General features: G+C 74.1%; 20 protein-coding genes and 2 tRNA genes. 7 read left to right on the forward strand and 15 right to left on the reverse strand.

The annotated features are described in order from the left end of the window. Window positions 1-207: 207 nt before the first annotated feature. Window positions 208-2,781, reverse strand: a complete 2,574-nt coding sequence (gene pepN / locus Q6347_RS10315; RefSeq protein ID WP_304607298.1) for an aminopeptidase N — start codon at window positions 2,779-2,781, stop codon at window positions 208-210. Window positions 2,782-2,991: 210 nt separating this feature from the next. Here pepN and Q6347_RS10320 point away from each other — a divergent pair, with 210 nt between their 5' ends. Next, window positions 2,992-4,035, forward strand: coding sequence for a hypothetical protein (locus Q6347_RS10320; RefSeq protein WP_304607299.1), 1,044 nt, complete (start codon window positions 2,992-2,994; stop codon window positions 4,033-4,035). Between the two features lie 90 nt (window positions 4,036-4,125). Here the strand turns inward: Q6347_RS10320 and Q6347_RS10325 are convergent, their stop codons facing one another. Continuing rightward, the gene (locus Q6347_RS10325) at window positions 4,126-6,138 is read right to left on the reverse strand and encodes a M13 family metallopeptidase (RefSeq protein WP_304607300.1); all 2,013 of its coding nucleotides are present in this window, start codon (window positions 6,136-6,138) and stop codon (window positions 4,126-4,128) included. A 74-nt stretch (window positions 6,139-6,212) separates the two neighbouring features. Between Q6347_RS10325 and Q6347_RS10330 the strand changes: the two genes are divergently transcribed. Beyond that, window positions 6,213-6,674, forward strand: a complete 462-nt coding sequence (locus Q6347_RS10330) for a ribose-5-phosphate isomerase (RefSeq protein ID WP_171247592.1) — start codon at window positions 6,213-6,215, stop codon at window positions 6,672-6,674. 1 nt (window position 6,675) lies between these two features. Then, window positions 6,676-7,674: an Fpg/Nei family DNA glycosylase gene (locus Q6347_RS10335; RefSeq protein WP_304607301.1), complete on the forward strand. Its 999-nt coding sequence runs from the start codon at window positions 6,676-6,678 to the stop codon at window positions 7,672-7,674. 9 nt (window positions 7,675-7,683) lie between these two features. Here Q6347_RS10335 and eis read toward each other — a convergent pair whose 3' ends face one another. Beyond that, a complete protein-coding gene (gene eis, locus Q6347_RS10340) occupies window positions 7,684-8,991 on the reverse strand; it encodes an enhanced intracellular survival protein Eis (RefSeq protein ID WP_304607302.1) in 1,308 nt (435 codons plus the stop codon). Between the two features lie 64 nt (window positions 8,992-9,055). Here eis and Q6347_RS10345 point away from each other — a divergent pair, with 64 nt between their 5' ends. Then, window positions 9,056-9,385 carry an MGMT family protein gene (locus Q6347_RS10345; protein ID WP_304603580.1) on the forward strand — a complete coding sequence of 110 codons (330 nt, stop codon included), beginning with the start codon at window positions 9,056-9,058 and terminating at the stop codon, window positions 9,383-9,385. A gap of 1 nt (window position 9,386) precedes the next feature. On the opposite strand, the gene Q6347_RS10350 is transcribed toward Q6347_RS10345, so the two are convergent. Then, window positions 9,387-10,418 carry an LLM class F420-dependent oxidoreductase gene (locus Q6347_RS10350; protein ID WP_304607414.1) on the reverse strand — a complete coding sequence of 344 codons (1,032 nt, stop codon included), beginning with the start codon at window positions 10,416-10,418 and terminating at the stop codon, window positions 9,387-9,389. 108 nt (window positions 10,419-10,526) lie between these two features. Between Q6347_RS10350 and Q6347_RS10355 the strand changes: the two genes are divergently transcribed. After that, a complete protein-coding gene (locus tag Q6347_RS10355; RefSeq protein WP_171247599.1) occupies window positions 10,527-10,916 on the forward strand; it encodes an MmcQ/YjbR family DNA-binding protein in 390 nt (129 codons plus the stop codon). A 3-nt stretch (window positions 10,917-10,919) separates the two neighbouring features. On the opposite strand, the gene Q6347_RS10360 is transcribed toward Q6347_RS10355, so the two are convergent. From Q6347_RS10360 to Q6347_RS10380, 5 genes are all read right to left on the reverse strand, one after another. Then, window positions 10,920-11,933: a DUF1648 domain-containing protein gene (locus Q6347_RS10360; protein WP_304603582.1), complete on the reverse strand. Its 1,014-nt coding sequence runs from the start codon at window positions 11,931-11,933 to the stop codon at window positions 10,920-10,922. Next, window positions 11,930-12,286 carry a GntR family transcriptional regulator gene (locus Q6347_RS10365; protein WP_304603583.1) on the reverse strand — a complete coding sequence of 119 codons (357 nt, stop codon included), beginning with the start codon at window positions 12,284-12,286 and terminating at the stop codon, window positions 11,930-11,932. Before Q6347_RS10365 ends, Q6347_RS10360 begins: the two co-directional genes overlap by 4 nt. 191 nt (window positions 12,287-12,477) lie before the next feature. Then, window positions 12,478-13,110 (reverse strand): serine O-acetyltransferase, encoded by a 633-nt coding sequence (gene cysE, locus Q6347_RS10370; RefSeq protein WP_171247603.1) that lies wholly within the window; start codon window positions 13,108-13,110, stop codon window positions 12,478-12,480. A 5-nt stretch (window positions 13,111-13,115) separates the two neighbouring features. Continuing rightward, window positions 13,116-14,048, reverse strand: a complete 933-nt coding sequence (cysK, locus tag Q6347_RS10375) for a cysteine synthase A (RefSeq protein ID WP_171247605.1) — start codon at window positions 14,046-14,048, stop codon at window positions 13,116-13,118. Window positions 14,049-14,552: 504 nt separating this feature from the next. Next, a tRNA-Gly gene (locus tag Q6347_RS10380) sits at window positions 14,553-14,623 on the reverse strand. Window positions 14,624-14,802: 179 nt separating this feature from the next. On the opposite strand from Q6347_RS10380, the gene Q6347_RS10385 reads away from it, so the two are divergent. Further along, window positions 14,803-14,879 (forward strand) — tRNA-Pro (locus Q6347_RS10385). A gap of 239 nt (window positions 14,880-15,118) precedes the next feature. Here Q6347_RS10385 and Q6347_RS10390 read toward each other — a convergent pair. Then, entirely contained in the window at window positions 15,119-16,246 is a 1,128-nt protein-coding gene (locus tag Q6347_RS10390) for a lycopene cyclase family protein (protein ID WP_304607303.1), read from the reverse strand. A gap of 41 nt (window positions 16,247-16,287) precedes the next feature. Between Q6347_RS10390 and Q6347_RS10395 the strand changes: the two genes are divergently transcribed. Next, window positions 16,288-16,698 carry a hypothetical protein gene (locus Q6347_RS10395; RefSeq protein WP_304607304.1) on the forward strand — a complete coding sequence of 137 codons (411 nt, stop codon included), beginning with the start codon at window positions 16,288-16,290 and terminating at the stop codon, window positions 16,696-16,698. Here Q6347_RS10395 and Q6347_RS10400 read toward each other — a convergent pair. The 5 genes from Q6347_RS10400 to Q6347_RS10420 form a co-directional block, all read right to left on the reverse strand. Continuing rightward, window positions 16,641-17,879: a cytochrome P450 gene (locus Q6347_RS10400; protein WP_304607305.1), complete on the reverse strand. Its 1,239-nt coding sequence runs from the start codon at window positions 17,877-17,879 to the stop codon at window positions 16,641-16,643. The two genes, Q6347_RS10395 and Q6347_RS10400, sit on opposite strands and share 58 nt — an antisense overlap. Next, window positions 17,876-19,549, reverse strand: coding sequence for an FAD-dependent oxidoreductase (locus Q6347_RS10405; RefSeq protein ID WP_304607306.1), 1,674 nt, complete (start codon window positions 19,547-19,549; stop codon window positions 17,876-17,878). Before Q6347_RS10405 ends, Q6347_RS10400 begins: the two co-directional genes overlap by 4 nt. After that, window positions 19,546-20,331, reverse strand: a complete 786-nt coding sequence (locus Q6347_RS10410; protein ID WP_304607307.1) for a methyltransferase domain-containing protein — start codon at window positions 20,329-20,331, stop codon at window positions 19,546-19,548. The genes Q6347_RS10405 and Q6347_RS10410 overlap by 4 nt, the downstream gene beginning before the upstream one ends. A gap of 74 nt (window positions 20,332-20,405) precedes the next feature. Continuing rightward, window positions 20,406-20,756 carry a DUF202 domain-containing protein gene (locus Q6347_RS10415; protein WP_304607308.1) on the reverse strand — a complete coding sequence of 117 codons (351 nt, stop codon included), beginning with the start codon at window positions 20,754-20,756 and terminating at the stop codon, window positions 20,406-20,408. Continuing rightward, window positions 20,753-21,211, reverse strand: a complete 459-nt coding sequence (locus tag Q6347_RS10420) for a YidH family protein (RefSeq protein ID WP_369810834.1) — start codon at window positions 21,209-21,211, stop codon at window positions 20,753-20,755. The genes Q6347_RS10415 and Q6347_RS10420 overlap by 4 nt, the downstream gene beginning before the upstream one ends. Between the last annotated feature and the right edge of the window lie 38 nt (window positions 21,212-21,249).

The raw sequence follows: 21,249 nt of genomic DNA on the forward strand, positions 1-21,249 counted from the left end.
CTCCCGCAGGTCAGCGCCGCGGGCGGCGAGTCAGGACGGTTCTCGACGAGTCAGGGCGGCGAGGGCGCGGACGTGGGCCTCGGCCGCGGCGTCCTGACTCGGCCCTCGACGTGCTGACTCGCGAGGAATCGCGCTGACTCGCGGTGACGGACGCGGGCCCGGCCGGAGCGATCCGGCCGAGCCCGCGTCCTCCTCCACGCACGGGTGTCAGGAGGCGGCGTCGACCGCCTGCGCGGCCAGGGCCCGCTCGGTACCGGCGAGCCCCTCGACGACCATGCGGCGCAGCGCCGCCGGTGCGTCGGGGTGCGTCTCGAGCCAGCCGCGGACGGTGTCCCGCAGCTCGACCGAGGCCAGCGGGGCCGGGTAGAGACCCTCCACGAGCTCCTCGGCGATGTGGTAGCTGCGGCTGTCCCAGATCGGCAGCAGGGCGTCGACGTAGCGCTGCGCGAACGGCTCCAGCACCGCCGGGTCCGTCACGTGCACGAACCCGGAGGCCGTGGCGCGGATGATCGCGTTCGGTGCGTCCGAGTCGTCGACCACGGAGGCGAAGGCGCGCTCCTTGCCGGCGGTCGTCGGGATCGTCGCACGGGCCCGGGCCGCGGCCTGACGACCGGTCGCGGTGTCGTCCGCGGCCTGGGCGGTGTCGATCTCCGCCTCGTCGGCGGCGCCGAGCAGCACCAGTCCCTGCAGCAGCTCCCAGCGCAGGTCGGTGTCCACCGACAGCCCCTCGAGGACGACCGACCCGTCCAGCAGGCCGCGCAGCGGTGCGACGTGGTCCTCGGTGGACGCCAGCGCCGAGAAGTACTTCACGAGCTGCAGCTGCAGGTCGGAGCCGGGCGAGGCCTTCTGGGCGAGGGCCCACAGGGTGTCGCCGACCCGCTGGAGCGTCCCGGCACGCCGCTCCGGCGCCACGTACGTGCGGGTGGCCAGGCCGAGCTGCGCCAGGGTCGTCCGCACCGTCGTCGACTCGGTCTCGGCGGCGATGTTGCCCAGCACCAGGTCGACGTACGCCGAGGCCGGCGTCTCGCCGTCGCGCACCGCGTCCCACACCGAGCTCCACACCAGCGAGCGGGCCAGCGGGTCGGCGATCCGCGACAGGTTCTCGACCGCGAAGGTCAGCGAGGCGTCGTCCAGCCGCACCTTGGCGTAGGCCAGGTCGTCGTCGTTGATCAGCACCAGGGCCGGCCGGTCGAGCTCGATGAGCTCGGGCACCTCGGTCCGCTCGCCGTCGACGTCCACCTGGACCGACCGCGTCCGCACCACGTTCCCGGCGGTGTCGAAGTCGTAGAAGCCGATCCCGAGCCGGTGCGGACGGATCGTCGGGTAGTCCTCGTGCGCCGACTGCTCGATGACGAACGAGGTGATGCGTCCGTGCGCGTCCAGCTCGATCGCCGGGCGCAGGGTGTTGACCCCGGCGGTCTCCAGCCAGGCCTGCGACCATGCGGACAGGTCGCGGCCGCTGGTGGCCTCGAGCTCGACCAGCAGGTCCCGCAGCTCGGTGTTGCCCCAGGCGTGCTTGCGGAAGTAGGCCGAGACACCCGCGACGAACTCGTCACGGCCGACCCACGCCACGAGCTGCTTGAGCACCGACGCGCCCTTGGCGTAGGTGATGCCGTCGAAGTTGACCTGGACGTCCTCCAGGTCGTTGATCGGTGCCACGATCGGGTGCGTCGACGGCAGCTGGTCCTGGCGGTAGGCCCACGTCTTCTCCATGGCGTTGAACGTGGTCCACGCCGCCTCCCACTCGGTGGCCTCGGCGGTGGCGAGGGTGGAGGCGTACTCGGCGAACGACTCGTTCAGCCACAGGTCGTTCCACCACTTCATGGTGACGAGGTCGCCGAACCACATGTGCGCCAGCTCGTGCAGGATCGTCACGACGCGGCGCTCGCGGATCGCGTCGGTGACCTGGGAGCGGAACACGTAGGACTCGGTGAAGGTGACGCAGCCCGGGTTCTCCATCGCGCCCATGTTGTACTCGGGCACGAACAGCTGGTCGTACTTGTCGAACGGGTAGGCGACGCCGAACGTCTCCTCGTAGAAGCCGAAGCCCTGCCGGGTGGTCTCCATGATCGCCTCGGCGTCCAGGTGCTCGGAGAGCGAGGCGCGGCAGTAGACGCCGAGCGGGACCACGCGGCCGTCCGACGACGTCGCCTCGCCGCGCTCGACGGCGTAGGGGCCCGCGACGAGCGCCACGAGGTAGGTGGAGATGCGCGGGGTCGGCCCGAACTCCCAGCGGGCCGCCTCGACGCCGGTGTCGGTCGCGTGCGTGGCCGGGGTCGGCTCGGGGGTCGGCTGGTTGGCGACGACCTGCCAGCGGGCGGGTGCGGTCACCGACAGCTGGAAGGGTGCCTTGAGGTCGGGCTGCTCGAAGGTGGCGAACACGCGGCGCGCGTCCGGGACCTCGAACTGGGTGTACAGGTAGACCTCGTCGTCGACCGGGTCGACGAACCGGTGCAGGCCCTCGCCGGTGTTCATGAAGGCGCAGTCGGCGACGACGCGCACCTCGTTCTCGGCGGCCAGGCCGTCGAGGGCGATCCGCGAGTCGGTGAACACCGCGTCGACGTCGAGCGACCGGCCGTTCAGCACGATCTCGTGCACCCGCGGGGCGACGAGGTCGAGGAACGTGCCCGCACCCTCGGTGGCCGAGAACCGGATGACGGTGGTCGACGCGAACGTGTCGGGTCCGGTGGTCAGGTCCAGGTCGATCGCGTAGGACTCGACGGCGGTGACGACGTCGGCACGGGCGATCGCCTCGGCACGGGTCAGGTTCTCTCCGGGCACGGGTGCTCCCTCGCATGGTGGTCGTGGCGGCGTGTCGCGAGGTCGTCGCGGCACGCCGACGATCATGCCACTTCCTGGGTGCCCGACCGAACGGATTCGCGAGGTTTCAGCCGGTGTCCGGGGGAAGGGTTCGACCCCCGACACGCGCTCGTGACATCCTGCTCGATGCATGTGACGCGTCGGCACCGACCGGCGCGGGAGGGAGAACTGATGTCCGGCACGGTGCCGCCACCCCCGCCGCCCGGCCCTGGTCCCCAGGAGCCCGGTGGCGCGTCCTCGCCCGCCGCGGCGCCCCGACGGGCCTCCGCCGCCCCGGCGGCGCCGCCGTCGTTCGCGCCGCGCGGCGCCGGTCGGCGGGAGACGACGGCGACACCGGACGAGCAGGCGACCCGTCCGCACGCCCCCGTGCCCCCGGCCCCGGGGGCGTCCTCGCCGTCCACGGCCTCGCCCGCGTCCCCGTCCCCGCACGCCGCGCAGACGACCGCGTGGAACGCGACCGCCCCGGTGGCGGGTTCGGCTCCCGTGCCCCCGCAGCAGGCCCCGTCGCGGGTTCCCGCGGGGATGCCTCCGCAGCAGTACGGGTACGGCTACACGCCGCAGCAGTACGCCTACCAGCAGCCGTCGGCCGCACCCGGCGGCGGCACCCCGCCGTCCGGGACGACGCAGCAGCCGTCCGTCGGCGGGCGGGGCCGTCGGCTCAGCGCCGGCTGGATCGCGTTCATCGCGCTGGACGCCGTCCTCCTCGTCGTCGCCCTCGTGTTCGCGGTGGGCGCGCTGGGCGGGTCGGACCTCCCCGACACCCAGGCCGAGGGCACCGCGGAGGCCGCCGGCGAGGGCGCTGCGAACGGCGACGGCGACGGTCAGGGCGGTGCCGAGCAGGACGCCGACTCCGGGCCGGGCGAGCTGGTGACCGAGTTCGCCTCGCCGTCGCGCAACATCACCTGCGAGGTCTACGCCGACCAGGTCACCTGCGGTCTGGCCGAGCGGGACCAGCAGCCCGTCCCGGTGGAGGACTGCGACGGGACGAGCGGGTACGCCGTCACGCTGACCGGCGGCGGCGAGGTCTCGCTGCCGTGCCTGGCCAAGGGGGAGAAGCCCAAGAAGGCGCCGAAGAACATGGAGCAGCTGCCCTACGGCGAGTCCCGCACCGAGGGCGACTTCACCTGCACCAGCGAGACCGACGGCATGTACTGCCAGCACGATCCCAGCGGCAACGGGTTCTCCCTGGCCCGGGCCGGCGTCGGGACGTTCTGACCGGTAGCTCTCCGGCACGACGACGGACGCCCCGGACCCTCGAGGGTCCGGGGCGTCCGTGCGTCCGCCGCGGTGGTCAGCCGGTGGCCGTCACCAGATGCTGACGCGCTCCTGCGGGGGCAGGAAGAGCGCGTCGTCCGCCGTGACGTCGAAGGCGCGGTAGAACTCGTCGACGTTGCGCACCACCCCGTTGCAGCGGAACTCGTTGGGGGAGTGCGGGTCGGTGGCCAGGCGGCGCTCCACCTCGGCGTCGCGGCCCTTGGCCTGCCACACCTGCGCCCAGGACAGGAACACCCGCTGCAGGCCCGTGTAGCCGTCGATGACGGGGGCGTCGTCGAGCGAGCCGCCCAGTGCGATCCGGTACGCCTTGATCGCGATGGACAGGCCACCCAGGTCGCCGATGTTCTCGCCGATGGTGAGCGAGCCGTTGACGGTCGGGCCGTCCTCGCCGAGCTGGGCCGGGCGGAACTGGTCGTACTGGGCGACGAGGTCCTTCGTGCGCTTCTCGAACTCGGTGCGGTCGGTCTCGGTCCACCAGTCCTCGAGGCGGCCGTCGCCGTCGTACTTCGAACCCTGGTCGTCGAACCCGTGGCCGATCTCGTGCCCGATGACCGCACCGATGCCGCCGTAGTTCACGGCGTCGTCGGCCTCCGGGTCGAAGAACGGCGGGTGCAGGATCGCGGCGGGGAAGACGATCTCGTTCATCCCCGGGTTGAAGTAGGCGTTGACGGTCTGCGGCGTCATGAACCACTCGTCGCGGTCCAGCGGCTTGCCGATCTTGCCCAGCTCGTAGTCCTGCTCGAAGGCGTGGGCCCGACGCACGTTGCCGACGAGGTCGTCCGCGGACAGCTCCAGGCCGCTGTAGTCGCGCCACTTGACCGGGTAGCCGACCTTCGGGGTGAACTTCGCCAGCTTGGTCAGTGCACGCTGCTTGGTCTCCTCGGTCATCCAGTCGAGGTTCTCGATCGACTCGCGGTACGCGGCGATGAGGTGCTCGACCAGGACGTCCATGCGCTCCTTGTGCTCCGGCGGGAAGTGCCGGGCCACGTACTCCTGGCCGACGGCCTCGCCGAGGGCGCCCTGCACGAGGCTCACGCCACGCTTCCAGCGCTCGCGCACCTGCTCGGCGCCGGAGAGGACCTTGCCGTAGAAGTCGAAGTTCGCCTGGACGATGTCGTCGCTGAGGTACGGGGCCCGGGCGGTGACCAGGTGGTACGCCGCCCAGAGCTGCCAGTCCTGCAGCGGGAGGCTCGACCACAGCTCGGCCAGGCCGGTGACGAACGACGGCTCGCGCACGACCAGGGCGTCCATCGCCCCGGCGGGGGCGCCGAGCGCGTCGGCCCAGGCCGCCCAGTCGAACCCGGGGGCCGACTCGACCAGGTCGGCGAAGGACATGGGGTTGTAGGTGAGCGTCGCGTCACGGTCGCGGACGACGTCCCAGTGGTGCGTGGCGAGCCGGGTCTCCAGGGCGACCACGCGCTCGGCGGCCTCCTGCGGGCTGACGCCCCAGTCGTCGGTGCCGACGCCGGCGATCGCGAGCATCCGCGCCACGTGCGGGGTGTACGCGGCCCGGACCGGCTCGTACTGGTCCTCGCGGTAGTACGCCTCGTCGGGCAGGCCGAGGCCGCCCTGGACCATGATCGTCACGTACCGCTCGGGGTCCTTGGCGTCGTTGTCCACGCCGAAGGCGACGGCCCCGCCGCCCCCGGTGCGCTGCAGGGCGCCCAGGACCCGGGTGAGGCCCTCGCGGTCGGTGGCGTCGCGGACGGCGGCGAGCTCCTGGACGATCGGGGTCGTGCCGAGCTCCTCGATGCGCTCGGTGTCCATGAAGCCGGCGTACAGCGCGCCGATCTGCTTCTGGGGTCCGGTGGCGGTCCCGGACCGCACGGCCTCGCCGGCGTCCGTGATGATGTCGCGGACCTGGTCCTCGGCCTGGTCGTGCAGCTCCCGGAACGCGCCGTCCATGGCGCGGTCGGCCGGGATCTCGTGCGAGGCGAGCCAGCGCCCGTTCACGTGGCGGAACAGGTCGTCCTGGGGCCGGACGTTCTCGTCGAGTGCAGCGGTGTCGATGCCGGACCTCAGCCCGGTCGCGTCGGTCGTCATGTCGCCACACTACGCGGCCGCCCGGGCGGCGAGACGCGGCGTCCTCCGTGGCCCTCGTCGTGGACAATGGGGCCATGCGTCTGCACATCGCCGCCGATCACGCCGGATTCGAGCTCAAGTCCCACCTCGTCGAGCACCTGCGCGCCGCCGGGCACGACGTCGTCGACCACGGGGCACACACCTACGACGCGCAGGACGACTACCCCGCGTTCTGCTTCGCGGCCGGTGAGGCCGTCGTCGCCGAGCCGGGGTCGCTCGGCGTCGTCATCGGCGGGTCCGGCAACGGGGAGCAGATCGCCGCGAACAAGGTGCCGGGCGTGCGCGCGGTGCTCGCCTGGTCGACGGAGACGGCACGTCTGGGCCGACAGCACAACGACGCCAACGTCGTCGCCGTCGGCGGTCGCATGCACTCCCTCGACGAGGCGACCGGGCTGGTCGAGGCGTTCGTCGCGGAGCCGTTCTCCGGCGACGCCCGCCACCAGCGCCGGATCGACCAGCTCGCCGCCTACGAGGCCGCCCGGCCGACCGCGTCCTGACGTGCCCGAGGGGCACACCGTCCATCGGCTGGCCCGGACGCTCGACGAGCTCTTCGCCGGGCAGCGGGTCGCCGTCAGCAGCCCGCAGGGGCGGTTCGACGCGGGCGCCGCGCTGCTCGACGGCGTGCCGTTCGCGGGGGCCGAGGCGTGGGGCAAGCAGCTGTTCTGCCGCTTCGACGCCGGGGCCGGGGACGACCGCTGGCTCCGGGTCCACCTCGGCCTCTACGGCGCCTGGACGTTCGCCGGGGACGGCAGCGCCGACGTCGTGCACGCCATCGGGGCGCCCCGCCGGCGGATCGGCGAGCGGGACAGCACCCCCGCGGGGTCGCCCGACCGGACGTCCGCGGGGGAGTGGACCCCGCCCGCGCCCCGCGGCGCCGTCCGGGTGCGGCTGCTGGGCGCCCACGCGGTGGCGGACCTGACGGGGCCGACCGCCTGCGAGGTGCTCACACCGGCCGAGAAGTCCGCCGTCGAGGCGCGGCTGGGACCGGATCCTCTGCGGCCCGACGGCGGCGGGGAGTCCCTCGAGGCGGCCCGGGAGGCGTTCACGGCCCGGGTGCGGCGGTCCCGCGTCACGGTCGGCCAGCAGCTCATGGACCAGGCAGTGATCGCCGGGGTCGGCAACATCTACCGGGCCGAGGCGCTCTTCCGGGCCGGCCTCGACCCGCTGCGGCCGGGCCGCGAGGTCCCGGCGGAGACGCTCACCGCGATCTGGGACGACCTCGTGGTGCTGATGCGCGACGGCGCCGGCACCGGGCGGATCGTCACGACGCGTCCCGGGGACCGGGACACCCCGCCCGGCGCGCCCCCGGCTCCCGGGGCGGGAGCGCGGGGGCGGACCCGGCAGAACACCGACGACGACCCGGACGCGGTGCCTGCCGAGCAGGCGTTCTACGTCTACCACCGTGACGGGCTGCCGTGCCGGGTCTGCGCGACGCCGGTGCTGCTCAAGGAGCTGGCCGGGCGCACCCTGTACTGGTGCGGCGTCTGCCAGGCCTGAGCGGTCCGGTCAGAACACCCAGGAGCACATCGGGGCGACCGGCCACCCGAACGCGGTCGACGCCCGCGCCAGGGACTCGGGGGTCCGCTCCGTGACCAGCCCGGCGGCCGCCAGCGCCGTCAACGCCGTGCCGCCCAGGTAGGCCGCGCCGAGCTCCCGGATGTCCAGGGCCAGGTCGGCCTCCTCGGCAGCGGTCTCCGACGCGGTGCAGGACGCCGGGCCGAAGGCCTCGGCCCGCAGGTGCCAGACGCCCTCGTTGTCCGGCAGGCGGGTGTCGGTGACGGCCAGGGTGACGTCGAGGTCGGCCGCGTACCGGCGGCCGGCCAGCGCCGTCGGGACGTCGACGACCCGCACCCACACGTTGTCCGAGATCCGCAGGTCGGCGCCGCGACGGTCGACGAGCAGGCTGAGCAGCGGGTCGTCGGGAGCGACGAGGAACGGCTTGGTCTCGCTCATGAGGTCCAGGTCCACGAGCACGCCCCACAGCGCGCGCGAGGAGGCGGTGTCCAGCGCGACGGCCTCCGCCACGTTCACGGTGCCGCGGGGTCCGGTCACGTCCCAGTCGAGCTTGCGCCGCAGCAGGGCGTAGCCGCGGGGTTCGCCGTCGCGCTCGACGACGACCAGCCGGCGGGACTCGAAGCCCTGGCGGAAGGCGGCCGGGTCGTACCAGCGGTGCGCCTGCAGCTCCGCGGTCTCCGGGCCGGCCCAGCCCGGCCGGTTCAGCCCGAGCCCGCCCACGTCCTGCCCGGCGGCACGGTGGATGCCGAGCACCAGGTCCCGGTGGCGCTCGGCGTCGGCGTGCTCGATGCGCACGGTGTGCTCGGACGCGCCGGGGACGTCCCGCAGCGCCGCCCCGCGGGGGAGGGTCACCCGCACGTCGTCGGCGGCCCGCCCGTAGCCGAAGCGTCCGTAGATCGCGTACTCCGCCGCGTACAGGGCCGACAGCGGCTCCCCGCGCTCGCGGCACCGGGCCAGGTGCAGGTCGATCATCGCCGAGGCGAGACCCCGCCGTCGGTGCTGCGGGTGGACGCCGACCCAGGTCAGCCCGGCGGTCGGCAGGGTGCCACCCGGCACCGGGAACTGCGTGAACGGGTAGGAGGCGTGCATCGCCGCCAGCGGGGAGCCGTCCGGGGTGTCCCCGTCGACCTGCACGCCGACGGCGCGTTCCCAGGTCAGCGGCGAGGGCATCTTCGCCATCTCCTCGGTCTCGACCGGGACCGGGAAGGCCCACGCGTCGAGGTCGAGCACGTCGTGGTGGTCGTCGGCGGTGAGCGGCCGGAAGCGGTAGCCGTCCGGGAGGGGGGTGTCCAGGCGCATGGCTCGATCCTCGCCCGACCCTCCGGGGCACGCCAGGGGATATCCCCGCCGGTAGCCTCGCGCCATGGCCACCGCGACCGGACCGAGCTCCGCCGACGAGTACCTCGCCGAGGTGCTCGCGGTCGTGGAGCGGGTCCCGCCCGGCCGCGCCACGACCTACGGGCTCGTCGCCGAGGCGGTCGCCGAGGTCCTCGGCCGGGGCGGGCCGCGACAGGTGGGTCAGGTCATGGCGCGGGCCGGTGGGGGCCTGCCGTGGTGGCGGGTGGTCAACGCGGCGGGTTCGCCGCCGGCCCACCACCTCGACGAGGCCCTGACCGAGCTGCGCGCCGAGGGCTGCCCGATGACCCGCGACGGACGCCGGGTGGACCTGCGCCGCGCCGTCTGGCTGCCCTGAGTCAGCCGAGCAGGACCGCCACGGACGCCGGGTCGCCCTGGACCAGCAGCGTCGTCAGCGCCGTCTGCTCCCAGCGGGCGAGGTCCGCGCGGACCTTGGCCGGCGGCCCGACCAGGGCGACCTCCTCGACCATCTCCGTGGGTACCGCCCGGGCCGCGTCCTCCTTGCGGCCCTCCAGGTACAGCCTCTGCACCTCGTCGGTGACCTCGCCGTAACCGAGCCGGTCCAGCGACGCCTTGTGGAAGTTGGCGCCCTTGGCACCCATGCCGCCGGCGTACAGGGCGATGTGCGGGCGCACGAGGTCGGCCGCGGCCTCGACGTCGTCGCGGACCACGACCGGGATGGTGGCCGCGACCTCGAAGTCCTCGGGCCGGGACCGCTCCTCGGCGCGGCGGGCGAACCCGGCCTCGAGGAGCTCGCGGTGCTCGGCGTCCGCGCTCGGGGCGTAGAAGCCCGCCATCCAGCCGTCGGCGATCTCGGCCGCGAGGGCGACGTTCTTGGGCCCCTGCGCGGCCAGCAGGATGGGGATCTCGGACCGCAGCGGGTGCACGGTCGGCTTGAGCGCCTTGCCGAGCCCGGTCGCGCCGGGCGTGTCCTCGCCGACCGGCAGCGTGAAGAACTCCCCGTCGTACGCGACGGGGCGCTCGCGGGCGATCACCTCGCGCACGATGTCGACGTACTCGCGGGTGCGGGCGAGCGGCCGCTTGTAGGGCTGGCCGTACCAGCCCTCGACGACCTGGGGACCCGAGGCGCCGAGACCGAGCACGAAGCGCCCGCCGGAGAGGTGGTCGAGCGTGATCGCCTGCATCGCGGTGGCGGTGGGCGTGCGGGCGGCCATCTGCGCGATGCCGGTGCCGAGCCGCAGCCGCGAGGTGTGCGACCCCCACCACGCCAGCGGGGTGAACGCGTCGGAGCCGTAGGCCTCGGCGGTCCACACGGAGTCCAGACCGGCGGCCTCCGCCTGCTGCAGGGCCTCGACGATGCCCGCCGGCGGCTTGCGGGACCAGTAGCCGGTCTGGATGCCGATGCGCAGGGTGGTCATGGGGCTCCTCGTCGAGTCGGTGTTATCCGGGACGTGCGGTCTCGGACAAGTCACTGTAGCCGAGGTGCGCGTGCGGCCCGCGCCTCGCACCCTGGAGTGATGGCGACCCTCGACGACGTGGCGCGCACGGCGCTCGACCTGCCGGGCACCACCGAGGTCACCTCGCGCGGGTGGCGGGTGTGGAAGGTCGAGGGCCGCCAGTTCGTCTGGGAGCGACCGTTCCGGAAGGCGGACCTGCGCCGGTTCGGCGACGATCCGGTGCCCGCCGGTCCGATCCTCGCGGCCGCCGTCGAGGACCTGGGCGAGAAGCAGGCCGTCCTGGCGGAGCATCCCGGGTCGCACTTCACCATCCCGCACTTCGAGGGGTACGCCGCGGTGCTCGTGCGTCTGGAGACGGTGGACGACGACGTGCTCGCCGAGACGGTCGAGGACGCGTGGGCGGCCCGGGCCCCGCGCTCGACGGTCGCCCGGTACCGCCCTGATCGCTGACCGTCAGTGGGGCGTGCGGTTCTCGCGGGACCGGTCGGCCACGGTGTTGAGCAGCGCGGCGCCCGTAGCCGCGTCGTCGACGGTGACGACGAGAGACCGCTCCCCGGTGCGCTCCACCAGCAGGGCCTCACCGGCGCGCAGCACGATCCCGATCCGTCCGCCCCGGAACCCGACGCGCCAGCCCCAGCCCCCGAACTCGCGGAAGGGGTCGACGTGGACGACCGAGGCCGCCACGACCTCGTCCGCCGGGACGTGGGTCCCCGGCCACCCGAGGACGGAGCGCGCGGTGAGGCCGGTGGCGTCGACGCGCACCCGGAACGCGAACATCGCGGCGAACAGCAGGGTCAGCACGGCCGGGACGAGCAGCAACGGCCACTGGCGCGTCAGCACCGCGAGCACGGTCGTGACGACGACGGCGGCCGCGCCGACCGCCAGGCCCGTGCCGCCCTGCGCGGTCCGCAGCCACACGGCCCGCTCGTCCGCGCGCAGGTGCGTGCGTGCCGCCTCCGGCGGGACGGGGCCGTCGGCGGGCTGCCGGGCGTCGCCCGGGACGACCAGGGCGGCGACGACGGCCGGCACCAGCGGCAACAGGATCGTCGCCGCCACCGCCCAGCCCGACAGGGTCGCCGACGAGGCGTCGTCGAGCCCGCGCTGGGCGCCGGCGCCGACCAGCAGCAGGGTGGCGCCGAGACCCCCGGACCAGACGGCGGAACCGGCCGCCATCCGGCGGGTCGAGGCGCTGCTGCCCCAGACCAGACCGACGACGGCGAACAGGGCGAGGAGCCCGACGGTGAGCGCGAGCACGGCCGTCACGAGTCCGGTGACCGTCATCGTGGCGTCCGCGGTGCCGTCAGGGCCCCAGTGGGTGGCGACCCGGGCGGGCAGGTCGTCCCGCCAGCTCCGCACGACGGCCGCTGCCGCGAGGGTCAGCCCCAGCCCGGCCACGGAGGACCAGAGGGTCGAGCGGCGTGCGCGTCGGTGCCAGTCGGTGCGGACCGTGTCGAGGGGCGTGGTCATCGCTTCAGCTCTTCCTGGAGGAGGGTGGTGGTGGCTTCGGGGGAGAGGCGCGCCTCGCGGGCGGCCGCGACGAACGTGCGCAGGGCGTCCTCGACGGCGGTCAGGTCCCTCGCGGCGGCGGCGGTGATCACCGCGCCGCGGGAGCGCCGGAGGTCGACGAGTCCCTCGTCCCGCAGCTGCTGGTAGGCGCGCAGCACCGTGTGCACGTTCAGCTCGAGCGACGTGGCGAGCTCACGGGCGGCGGGCAGTCGGTCACCGGGCGCGAGATCGCCCCGCGCGACGGCGAGATGGGTCTGCGCGACGAGCTGGGCGTACAGCGGTTCGTCGCTTCCCGTGTCGATGGTCCAGAGCACGGCACGAGCATACTAGTTCTATGACAACTAGAACAAACGATGTCCACGTGACGACTTCTTGACGTCAGGAGGGGGCCGATGCCTCGATGGGGCGTCAGACAGGTAAGTGGTGCAACGCGCCATTGCGCCGCACCACTTTCCTTCTTAGTGGCACGGGCCACAGACGTTCAAGTCCCGTTGCCGAATCGCAATCAGATGACGTACTCGATGAGCTGGGACGGGTCCTCGATCACTCGCGGCACGCTGCGGGACTCGCCGTTCGAGGACGTGTCGGGCACCGGCGGGGCCGGGACCTTGTTGCGGGCGGGCACGCCCACGGCCACGGCACCGCGCGGGACGTCCTTGGTGACCACGGCGTTGGCGCCGATCTTCGCGTCGTCGCCGATCCACAGGGGTCCGAGCACCTTCGCGCCCGATCCCACCATGACCCGGTCGCCGAGCGTGGGGTGCCGCTTGCCGGGATTCATGGTGCGCCCGCCGAGGGTCACCCCGTGGAAGAGGAGGCAGTCGTCGCCGACCTCGGCCGTGGAGCCGATGACCACGCCCATGCCGTGGTCGATGAACAGCCGCCGCCCGATCCGGGCCGCCGGATGGATCTCGACACCGGTGAACAGCCGGGAGGCGAGGGACAGCAGGCGCGCCGGCATGCGTAGGCCGGGCGACTGCCACATCACGTGGGCGATCCGGTAGTGCCACACGGCGTGCACGCCCGGGTACGTCAGCATCACCGAGACGAGGGAGTCCGCCGCCGGGTCCTGGGCGCGCGCGACCTCCGCGTCCTCGCGGAGGAGGCGGAGGAACGCGCGCGCCGGGGAGTCGGACATGGGGATCAGTCCAGCAGGTCCGCGAACAGCACGGTGGACAGGTAGCGCTCGCCGAAGCTCGGGATGATGACGACGATCGTCTTGCCGGCGTTCTCCGGGCGCTTCGCGACCTGGGCGGCGGCGGCCAGGGCCGCACCGGAGGAGATGCCGACGAGCAGCCCCTCCTCGCGGGCGGCGCGCTGCGCCCACTCGACGGCCGTCTCGGCGTTGACGTCGATGACCTCGTCGTAGATCTCCGTGTCGAGGATCTCCGGGACGAAGTTCGCGCCGATGCCCTGGATCTTGTGCGGGCCGGGGGCGCCGCCGTTGAGGATGGGGGACTCCTCGGGCTCGACCGCGATGATCTGGACCTCGGGCTTGCGCTCCTTGAGGACCTGGCCGACACCCGTGATGGTGCCGCCCGTGCCGATGCCGGCCACGACGATGTCGACCTCGCCGTCCGTGTCGGCCCAGATCTCCTCGGCCGTGGTCTCCCGGTGGATCTTCGGGTTGGCCTCGTTGGAGAACTGCCGGGCCAGGACCGCGCCGGGGCGCTCCGCCGCGATCTTCTCCGCCGCCGCGACGGCGCCCTTCATGCCCTCCGAGCCGGGGGTCAGGACGAGCTCGGCGCCGTAGGCGCGCAGCAGCGCGCGGCGCTCCTTGGACATGGTCTCGGGCATCGCCAGCACGACGTGGTAGCCGCGGGCGGCACCGACGAAGGCGAGGGCGATGCCGGTGTTGCCGGAGGTGCCCTCGACGATCGTCCCGCCGGGCTGGAGCTCGCCGGAGGCCTCGGCCGCGTCGATGATCGAGACGCCGATGCGGTCCTTGACCGAGCTGGCCGGGTTGTAGAACTCGAGCTTGGCGGCGACGGTCGCCCCGGCGCCCTCGGTGAGGCGGTTGATCCGCACCAGCGGGGTCCGGCCGATGAGCTTCGTCGCGTCCTCGTAGATGGTCATGGGTGGAGGTTCCTCACTTGTCGGGTGATGCGGTGGTCGTGTCCGGTCGCCGACGGCAGGTTCTCGTCGGCCGGGGCCGTCCCGGGTGTCCAGGGGCCAGCAGGCTGCGAGCGTCGCGCGGTCGCCACGACCCCGGGGGGTCAGGCGTGAGGCGGACGCTCTACCGACAGCAGCAGGCGGCGGGGCCGACGCACGTCGGCCGCCGCTCGGGCAGAGCGGCGGCGGAGGTGTCGGGGCCGGAGGCGGGGGAGGGTGCGATGATCATCGTGCGTCCCTCCTCCTGGTGCGCGGTGTGCGGTGGCGCAGTGCTCCGGCGGGCGTCGGACGTCCCGCAGTGACGAGCCTAACCATGTGCGGTCCGATCGACAAGATCACGCTCACATATCGAGCGGTTCGATGGGTTCCAGCGGCACCCGGCGACGTCCGCCCACGCGTGCGTGGAGGGGGCCGGGACGCAGAACGGCCCCGATCACCGCGGTGACCGGGGCCGTTCCGACTCCAGCGAGCGGGCGACGGGAATCGAACCCGCGTAATCAGTTTGGAAGACTGAGGCTCTACCATTGAGCTACGCCCGCACCGGTCCGACAGCAGGTCGCGACGGCGAACCCGGTCGCGACGGCGAACCCGTCGGACGGCGGGCGCCAGCCTAGCAAAGTCGCACCCGTGCCTCCGCACGCGGTACGGCGGCGGGTGTGCCGCCGTCGCGCACTACACTGACCCACCGGACCCGCCGTCCCCGGGCGGACGGGTACCACGGGGTGTGGCGCAGCTTGGTAGCGCATCTGCTTTGGGAGCAGAGGGTCGCAGGTTCAAATCCTGTCACCCCGACCAGACAGCGAAGGGCCGTCGACCTGCGTCGTGCAGGGCCGGCGGCCCTTCACGCGTCTCCGCGGGCATCGAGACCAGGTCGGGTGCATGCTCGGCAGATCGTGGCACCGCCGCGACCCGTGCCGCGTTCCGGGACGGCCGTGTGCAAGGCTGGGCCCGAGAGCGAGGAGCGGGGTGTGGACGCAGCCGACGAGGTCCTCGGCATCGGCGACGCGGCGACGACGTACGCGACGGAGCGTGGGTCAGCCGCGCGGCCGCGTGGTGCCCAGCGAGGCGCGGACGAGCTCTCTCTGGGCGGCCCACGGCATGTGCGTGAACATCCCCCACATGGTGCGCGCCAGCTCGCCCGCTCCGGAGCCGCGGGCGAGGAGCTCGCGACGCCGAGAGGCGGGGAGGCGGCCGAAGCCCTCGAAGAGTTCCAACGTGCCCTGCGTGCTCAGCCGCAGCAGTGCGTTCAGGCCGACCTCCCGGAGGCGTTCGGCGGCGTCCATCGGGTCGGCGTCGTCCGGCACGTCCCCCTGTACGAGGGCCCGCGCGAGCTCGTCGGCGCGACGCAGCGAGTGCGCCACGGAGTAGCCGGTGATGCGGTGCCCGCCGCGTCCCGCGGTGCCGACCGCCAGGACCCCCGGCGGTGGGGGAGCGTCGCGGCCGCGCATGGGGATGCGCACGACCTCCCGGTCGAGCGGGTCCTCCACGACGGCCGGGTCGACACCGCGGGCCAGCAGGCGCCGTCGGAGCCGCGTCCGCAGCTCGGCGACGGGAAGGCCCGGCGCGGCGGCCAGGCAGGTCTCCTCGAGCAGCATCCGGCCGGCACCCACCGGGATGGCGTAGAGGAAGGTCGGGGTGGCGGTCGGTCGCTCCTGCGCCGACCAGTCGGTGCGCCAGTCCATCAGCAGCGACTCGGCACCCTGGAGGGCCGGCTCGGCAGCCTCGCCCGGCACGACGACGCCGTAGGCGGTCTGCATCGGCGCCGGGTCGTCGGGGCGCAGGCCCGCGGGTCGTGCGCCGCGCGCGTCGACGACCACCGCGGCCTCGGCGCGCAGGGCGCCGACCTGCGCGTCGTCGAGTCGTCCGGCGCGCACCTCGACGCCGTCCAGGGGCAGGGCCGTCTGCAGCGCCGCGTTGTCGAGGACGAGGTAGGCGCGCTCGAGCGGGTGCACGCCGAGGGCCCTCAGCTCGGGGTTCTCCGCGCGTGCGCGCACCACGGAGGAGGGCAGGTCGCCGAGCTCGTCGGCCCAGAGGCCGTACGTCGGCGTCCACGTCGCGGTGGGCCGCGGGTCGACCGCGATCACCGACAGGCCGTGGGCCGCGCACCGCGAGGCGAGCGCACGCCCTGCCGGGCCCAGCCCGACCACTGCCACGTCCGCCATGTCCACCTCCGGGCCACACCCTATGTCGACAGGAGATCGCCATGCCCCACCCGCACCTGATCTGGCTGCGCAGCGCCGCGACCGTGCTCATCAGCTGCGTCATCGCGCAGGCCGGCTGGGCCTCGGCCTACCTCGGCGGAGAGCCGGGCTACCTCGACCAGCACCGGGTGGGCGCCTGGGTCACCCTGGCGGTCGCCTGGCTGGCCGTCGTGGTCTACCTCGTGCTCCGGCGTTCCGCGGGGCCGGTCAACGTGGCGCTGGCCGTGGCGGTGGCGGTGCTGGTGACCGTGCAGTTCACCCTCGGTCGGCTCGGCGGGGACCTGCGGGCGCTGCACATCTTCACGGGCGTGCTCCTCGCGGTGCTCGTGACGGCCCTGACGTCGTGGACCTACCGTCACCGGCTGCCGGAGGAGGTGGCCGGCAGCTCCAGCTCCAGCCCCCGCAGCGTGTAACCCTCGATGAGGTCGTCCCAGCCCACCGCGGGCTCCCGCACGAGACGCGGTGAGCGCGCCAGGAGCCGGGTGAGCAGCACGTCGGACTCCAGGATCGCCAGCGGCTGGCCCGGGCACTTGTGAGCGCCGTCGCCGAAGCTGAGCCCCGCGGCGTTGACGCCGCGCGGCAGGGAGCGGCCCGGGCACAGGTCCAGGCCGTCCTCGTCCGGAGCCTGCGCCTGCGGGTCGGCGTTGGCGGACCGGACGCACACGTCGACGAGGTCGCCGGCCTCGATCGTCCACGAGCCGTCGCCGTCGGTGACGCCGATCGGGTCCTGCGCGCGCCGGTACAGGTGCCCGACGACCGGCTCCAGCCGGATGATCTCGTGCAGGATCGCGAAGCGCTCCTCCTGCCCGGCGACGGCGTACCGCTCGCGCAGGGCGTCGTCGCGCAGCAGGTGCCAGGCGGCCATCGTGACGAACTCGCGCGTGGTCACCATGCCGGCCGTGCCGTAGGTGACGCACTCGACGAGGATGTCGACGTCGGTGTAGCCCTCGTCGACCAGGTGGCTGATGATGTCGTCGCGGCGCTCCCGGCGGCGCTCCCGGATGGCCGGGCGCACGTCCGCCAGGAAGAAGCGCCCGATCGGCAGCAGCCCGTTGAACGCCGCCCGCATCCACTGACGTCGGGTGCGGCCCAGGTCGCGGCGGGTGATGTCGAAGGGCGGCTGGCGGAAGAAGCTCACCAGCCGGCGCGACATGCGCGGCACCGACGACTCGGTGAGCCCCACCACCTCGGCGGTGACCTCGACGGTGTAGTGCAGCGCGATCTCGTCGAGCTCCAGGCGGCCGCCCGGCTTGGTCTCCCCGAGCAGGCGGTCGGCGCACTCCTCCATCTGCGCGGTGTAGCGCTCGGCCACGACCACGGGCGCGAAGAAGCGGGCGACCTTGCGGCGCTGCTCGTCGTGCAGCGGCCCGTCGGAGACGAGGATCGGGTGGTGCTTGAGCCGGCCCTGGGGGATCGCCTCCGCGGTGAAGCCGGCCTGGGTCGTGGCGTGCCGGGCGCGCAGCACCTGCCGGGCGGCCTCCAGCGACCGGATACGCCACACGGTGCTCACCCCGGGGCTGCCGTCGGCGCCCTGCCGCTCCACGCGGGGTGAGCTCGGCTCGTCCGGGCGCACGGCCCGCCGTCGCGCCGTCATCGCCGCCCGACGGGGAGGCGGTCACGCACGGACCGTGCCGCGCGGGCCACGGCAGCGCCCGCCGCCGACAGGTCCGGTCGACGCCGCAGCACGCCCTGCAGCGGGACGGTCCAGACGTCCTCGCCCCGCACGCCCCAGCCCTGCAGCAGGTGGTTGGCCGCGAGCACACCGGTCACGGCGGCGCGTTCCATGAGGGCGATCGGCCAGTCGACGCGCAGGCCGTCCCCGGCCAGGGCCAGGCCCGGGTACGGGGTGTCGACGGTCAGCCGGTCGCGCCACGGGCCCGTGCCGACCAGGCCGCAGTCGTCCTCGACGAGCAGCTCCTCGTGGACCGCCTGCAGGGTGCGCGTCTCGGGGTAGACCTCGTGCAGCGCGTCGAGGAGCCGGGTGCGCAGCCGCTCGGTGTCCAGCCCGCGCGGCCCGTCGCCGGCCAGGTCGGGATCCCGCTCGGGGTCGACGGCGTAGCCGTGCAGCTCCACGACCGAGCCCCCGTGCTCACGGCTCCAGTCGGCCGCTCCCTGCTCGAAACGCTCCAGGACGGTGACGTTGTCGAGCAGGTCGTAGCCGCTGGTGCCCAGGAACGCCTCCCGCTCCGGCGCGACCGTGCCGTCCAGCCACAGCCGCAGCACCGCGAAGGGCGGGGCGTTGCGGCCCGCGGCCACCCGGCGGTGCCAGTCCTGGCGCTCCGGGGTCCCGGCGCCGCCGTCCGCCTCGTCGGCCAGCGGCGCCAGCAGCTCACGGGTCACCCGCGGATCGGTGGCGACCACGACCGCGTCCGCGGTGAGGTCCCCGGAGGTGGCGTGCACGTGCCACGTGCCGTCCTCGGCCCGCGCCAGCGCCTCCGCGCGGGTGCCGGTGCGGACGTCGACGCCCAGTCCGGCGAGGTAGCTGCCGAGCGGGGCCCACAACGCGGTGTCGTAGTCGTCGTCCGGGACGTCGAAGAGCAGACCCTCCGACGACCCTGCGAAGTAGGTGTGGAACATGCCCACCAGCTCGCCGGCTCCGAAGTCGGTCGGATGGGCGAAGAAGGACCGGGCGAACACCTCCAGGGCGAGGTGCCGTGCGCCCTCGGGGAAGCGCAGGCGGTCGAGGAAGTCCTGGGCGGACTCGCCGTCGTAGCGCTCGTGGCTCGCGGGGTAGGAGACCGAGACGAGCTCGACGGCGCTGGGCAGGTGCACCTTGCGCAGCGCCGAGACGGGGAAGGTGGGGCTCCGCACGACGAAGGCCGCGAGGTTGACCGGCGGCGTCAGCGGCAGCGCCGCGAAGCTGTCGGTGAGGCCGTCGCCGCGGCGCAGCGGGTAGTCCGCGACGGGCACCAGGTGGTCGAGCTCCGGGTCGGAGCGGCGCAGCAGCGCGCGCAGCGTGTAGTACTGCCGGAAGAAGGCGTGGAAGCCGCGGCTCATCGTGCGGCCGTCGCCGTCCGCGGGCCCCTCCGGGTCCTCGGCGTGCTCCTGGACGGGCCACGCGCGGACCCGGCCGCCGAGCTGCTCGCAGGCCTCGAGCAGCGTGACCCGCGCACCCCGCTCGGCCAGGATCGCGGCCGCGGCGAGGCCGGCGATGCCGCCCCCGACGACGACGACGTGCCGGTCGTCGGCGACGCGCTCGGCGCCGGGTGCGGCCGGGTGGAGGACGGCCGCGCCGTCGCGGCCGGGCGGGACGGGCCGGGTCATGTCAGGTCCTTCTCGGGTCGGCGGGCCAGGACGGTGTGCAGGATGCCCCGCTGCCATCCCGTGCCGGTGCGCCAGCGGATGTCGGTGAGGCCGGCCCGCTCGAGGCGGGCCTGGAGCTGGGCGGTGCTGTCGTTGTCGACGACGCTGCGCCACAGGTAGCGGTAGATCGACGGGTTGCCGCGCAGGACGACGGCCAGGGGCATGACGAGCGCCCAGCAGACGGCGGTCCAGACGGCCTGGGCCACGCGGTCGCCCTTGACGTGGTAGTCCTGCAGCGTGACCCAGCCGCCGGGCCGCACCTCGTCGTGGATCGCGGCCACGACCTCGTCGCGCTGGTCCTCGGGCACGTTGCGCAGGAGGTACGCGGCGAACGCGCCGTCCGCGTCCCGCTGGCCGTGGTCGCTCGCCACCTCGGGCAGGGCCTGGGCGAACGCCTGCACGAACCGCACACCCTCCGGCCAGGCCTTGGCCCGGGCGCGGCTCAGCATCCCGGCGGAGGCGTCCAGCCCGACGACGCGGGCGTCCTCGCCGGCCGCGTCGAGCACGGCGCGCGTCGACAGCCCGGAACCGCACCCCAGGTCCCAGAGCACGAGCGGCTCCTCGCGGGAGCGCCGCGGCAGCAGCGAGACCATCTCGCGCGCCGCGGCGTGCAGGGCGTCGTGGTAGCCCGGGTTGAGCCGGGTCAGCAGGTCGTAGCGGTCGGCGGCGCGGTCGAACTCGTCGGCGAGCTGCGCTCCGCGCGTCTCGACATGGCCTACGGCGGCGGGGCGTTTGCGTAGCACGGGCTCAGCCTACGGCGTCGGTCCGTGATGTCCGGGCTCCTGCGGACGTGTCCGGTTCACGGTCCGCGACCTCCTCAGGCGAGCAGGACGAGCAGCAGCGCGCCCAGGGCGAGCAGGCTCGTGGCGACGCAGACCGTCACGATCCGCCGGCCGTGCCGCAGCCGGGGAACCTCCTGCTGCAGACCGGCCCGCGTGTGCCGCGCATGGCGGGTGGTGAACCACCAGCCCGGCGTGACCAGGACGAGGGCGACGACGGCGGCCGCGGCCAGGGCCTCGGCGCCCTGGACGGCGGGGAAGGCGTGGATCGCCACGAGGGTGGCGGCGGCGAAGGAGATCAGGGTCCGGCGCCACGCGAGCGCCGTGCGCTCGGCCCAGCGGCCCGGGACCTCCGGCCCCGCCGGATCCTGCGCGGCGGGGGAGCTCATCGCAGGAGCAGCGCGAGCAGCAGGAGCACGCCGACGACGGCCATCGTCGCGACGAGGACGAACCCGGTCGTCGCGCCGGGCAGCTCGGCGCTCAGGCGCATCGCCCGCTCGGTGCGTGCCCACTCGACAGCGGCCACCAGGGGGACGGCGACACCGGCGAGCAGCAGCACCACCGCCGCGGCGAGCCGCAGGTGCGGCTCCATCGGCAGGTCGAGGGCCTCCAGAGCCGTTCCCGCCGCGATGAGGCCCAGCGAGGTGCGGATCCAGGCCAGCAGGGTCCGTTCGTTCGCCAGCGAGAACCGCGCGTCCGGCTCGTCGCCCCGCGCGTAGACCCACCGCGGGAAGCGTTCGGTGCGCGGACGCCCGGCGTCGCGGCGCTCGTCCGAGGTGTTCTCGTGCGGCATGGTCGACGTGGCCTCCGGGTCGGGAGCGGGCGTGCCCGGCCATCGTGGCACCCGGACGGTCCACCGGCGCGGGGTGCCGCACCGCTGGA

The sequence above is a fragment of the Isoptericola sp. b408 genome, assembly GCF_030588085.1.
GTDB classification, from domain to species: Bacteria; Actinomycetota; Actinomycetes; order Actinomycetales; family Cellulomonadaceae; genus Isoptericola; species Isoptericola sediminis.